A 2,655-nucleotide genomic window follows, 5' to 3' on the forward strand; every position below is an offset into this window, starting at 1 on the left:
TGTCAACGGCCATTAGGAATTGCCCACGGGCGGACACGAAAAGTGCCCGCTGATGGCCACCAGAACTGCCCACGGGCGGCCACGTTTTCTGCCCATCCACTTATTTGTGTCCGGCCGCGACCACCAGGCTCGTTCACGTCAGCTCAAGGCAACCACCCCCGCACCAGCAACAGCCTGACTCAACCTGATCGATTCCCCACTGGTCTCGATCAAGTGCGCATGATGAAGGAGCCGATCCACAGTGGCCGTGGCCACTGTCTTGGGCATGAGCTGGTCAAACCCAGACGGATGCAAATTCGACGTGATCGCGATCGAGCGTTTCTCATAGGCGGCATCGACGAGCCGATACAGACCCTCGGCCGCATCATCGCTGACAGGTAAGAGCCCAATATCATCGATAACAACGAGATCGGCTCGCAACAATCGCTGAACAGTCTTGGCAACACCATCATCGGGACGATGGGCACGGATGAGCCCGCCCAGATCGTCCAGCCGCAGCCAGGACACACGTCCGCCCTCATCGATGATCTTGTGGCCCAACACCTCCAGGAAGAACGACTTACCCGTGCCAGCGGGCCCGCAGACAGCCAAATTCTCCTTCCGCGATACCCACTCCAGAGTCGAAAGGCCCTGCTGCGTCGGGGCAGGAATCGATGACACATCCTCATCCCAGGACTCAAACGTCTTACCCGTGGGGAAACCCGCCTGCTTGCGCCTGGTCGCCAACATCGCCGCCGACCGACCACGAGCCTCCTCGACCAGCAGAGCTCGCACGACTTCGACGGGCTCCCACCGTTGAGCTTTCGCCGTGGCCAACAATTCCGGGGCAAGAGTGCGCGCATACGGCATCTTCAACCGTCGCATCATCGCCTCGACCTCAGCATCTAAGTCCGGCACCTGACGTGTGATCGCCATCAGGCCACACTCCCGTCAGCAGTCCCTGTCACCGGTCGAATGCTAATCGCCTGCCACCCGGCGGTACCTTGAGCAAGCGAGGCATCTTCGCCCGCGCTCCTGATGCCTTGATTGCTGACTCGATGGGCCAGCAACGACGCCACATCACCCGTGGCGAAGCGACCATAGGCGGCTGCGGTGCCTAACGCCTCGTCAACATCCTCACGACCATGCAAACGCGACAGGGCCACGGCCTCAACCATTTTCACTCGCATCCTCGGCACCCCGGCTGCGGCTGCTTCACGTAACCACTCGTGCGCCCCGTGACCGATGTCCAGGAAGGCTTCCTCATCACGGTTCCTAGCCTGGATTGCGTAGACTCCGGGGACCTTGCGTGTCGCATCGGTTGGGAAATGCTCGTCACAGATCTCAGGCGATCCTGGCCGTGCTCTGCCGTGTCGGGCTATCTCCCGAATCCCGTCACTGCCCGCGGCAACAATAATGATCTGTTCACCATCGGCGACTCCGTGGACCCTCACGAAGACCTCGCAACCCATCAACGCATGCGGCACCGAGTACTGCCCGGACTCGAAGGCCACCATCGGCGTATTGACCGGTACCTTCCTCGAGAGTCCGAACGCGATCGTATGGGCCCGGTCCGGGACAGGGTGCATCACCTCAAGCTCCTGGCCGATCAGGTCGATCGGGCGCCGTTTCGTCACCCGATGCTCTTTCGCATTGACTCCTTCCATGAATTCCTGGCACGCGATCTCGAGTTCGGCAAACGATGCGTATTCGGCCAGCAGATTCGTGGCCGTGGGAACCAAGTCGGCCTTCGCGATCTGGACTGAGCGTTCCACCCCACCCTTCGACGCGGGATCAGCCGGCTGACAGGTCAGGACCGTGGTCCCGTAGTACTTCGCGAACGAGACCGTGTCGCGGTTGCGCACGGGCACACCGGCGATGTGCATCGTCGTGACCGTCTTCTCGTTATCGGTCAGGACATAGGTCGGGATGGCGCCGATGAGTCGGAACGTGCGATCAAGGGCCATGAACACCGACGCCAGGGTCTTATCGCGCAGCGCGATCACGATCCGGAATCTCGAAAACGCCAACCACGCGATGAACAACACTGTCTTGGCCCCGTCGATGACGGGCCCATCACCATAGTCGTATTGCAGCCACAATCCTGGCTCGGCCACCCACGGCCGATGCACACGACGACCAGCCCTCTCCTGGATCTGCTTGGCTTCAGCGACCGCGCGCCGCGTCGATCTCTCCGACCCCTGATAACCGAGCTTGATCAGTCGTTGATGGACTTTATCGGCGCGGATCTTGCCTCCTGAACGAGTCACTAGTTCCGTGATCTTGTCCATGAACTCGTCCGTGGTCCGGTCGCGGCGGACTGGTGTACCCACGGGCCGGCCCTGATTACGGGCGTCAACGTGAGCTTTGACCGTGTGATGGGAACACCCCACCATCTCGGCCGCGGCCCGATACGACCCAGTCGAGTCGAATGCTTCTAGAATTTCCATGATTTCTCCGTCAGACTTCATAAGCGGCCCCGGACCCTCTCGTGGTGGATGCTGATCGATTAGACACCGTCATCATCCCCGAGAAGTGGTTCGGGGTCGTCCCCCTTGAGCGGGGGCACTATGTGGTCGGATGGGCAGAAATCGTGGCCGTCACTGGGCAGTTCTACTGGCCAGGAGTGGGCATTTCCACTGTCCGCCTATGGGCAGTTTCCCATGGCCGCCAACA

Annotated in this window: 3 protein-coding genes; 1 reads left to right on the forward strand and 2 read right to left on the reverse strand. The window is 60.9% G+C overall.

Annotated features, from left to right (window positions below; genetic code table 11):
- Nucleotides 1–138 precede the first annotated feature (138 nt).
- On the reverse strand, nucleotides 139–915 hold the full coding sequence (gene istB / locus BSP239C_RS20230) for an IS21-like element helper ATPase IstB (protein WP_101575090.1): 777 nt from the start codon (nucleotides 913–915) through the stop codon (nucleotides 139–141).
- Entirely contained in the window at nucleotides 915–2,450 is a 1,536-nt protein-coding gene (gene istA, locus BSP239C_RS20235; RefSeq protein ID WP_101575091.1) for an IS21 family transposase, read from the reverse strand. Before istA ends, istB begins: the two co-directional genes overlap by 1 nt.
- Nucleotides 2,451–2,473: 23 nt before the next feature.
- Between istA and BSP239C_RS20995 the strand changes: the two genes are divergently transcribed.
- The coding region (locus BSP239C_RS20995) for a hypothetical protein (RefSeq protein ID WP_219618944.1) at nucleotides 2,474–2,655 on the forward strand (182 nt) is incomplete at its 3' end.

The sequence above is a fragment of the Brevibacterium sp. 239c genome (genome assembly GCF_900169365.1).
Lineage (GTDB): Bacteria > Actinomycetota > Actinomycetes > Actinomycetales > Brevibacteriaceae > Brevibacterium.

What these genes read in the sequence shown, in the direction of transcription:
- istB (WP_101575090.1), bottom strand. Translation starts at nt 915, where the DNA reads ATGGCGATCACACGTCAGGTGCCGGACTTAGATGCTGAGGTCGAGGCG.
- istA (WP_101575091.1), bottom strand. Translation starts at nt 2,450, where the DNA reads ATGAAGTCTGACGGAGAAATCATGGAAATTCTAGAAGCATTCGACTCG.